Genomic DNA, 316 nt, shown 5'->3' on the forward strand with positions numbered 1-316 from the left:
TCCCTGACATATATTTCTCTAATAGTTCATCGTTTCCCATAATTACCGCATCCCACTGTTCCATATCGTCATTGTCCGTTACATTTATATGAGGATGCTGCCCAACCTTTTGCTTCACTATAATTTCCGAAGAAAGCTTTGCTTTCATTTCTTGATATACCATTGGCAAATCAATCCCCTCTTGGTCAATTTTATTGATGAAAAAAATTGTCGGAATCTTCATTGTCTGTAGTGCATGAAACAGTATACGGGTCTGTGCCTGTATGCCATCCTTTGCAGAAACTAATAATACTGCTCCGTCTAATACGGATAAAGA

General features: G+C 38.0%; 1 protein-coding gene. It reads right to left on the bottom strand.

Going from position 1 to position 316, the window contains the following annotated elements; translation table 11 throughout:
* On the bottom strand, positions 1-316 hold a 316-nt coding region (locus ACTNDQ_RS15500; RefSeq protein ID WP_441065008.1), incomplete at both ends, for a GTP-binding protein.

It is taken from the genome of Blautia massiliensis (ex Liu et al. 2021) (genome assembly GCF_052064225.1).
GTDB classification, from domain to species: Bacteria; Bacillota; Clostridia; order Lachnospirales; family Lachnospiraceae; genus Blautia_A; species Blautia_A fusiformis.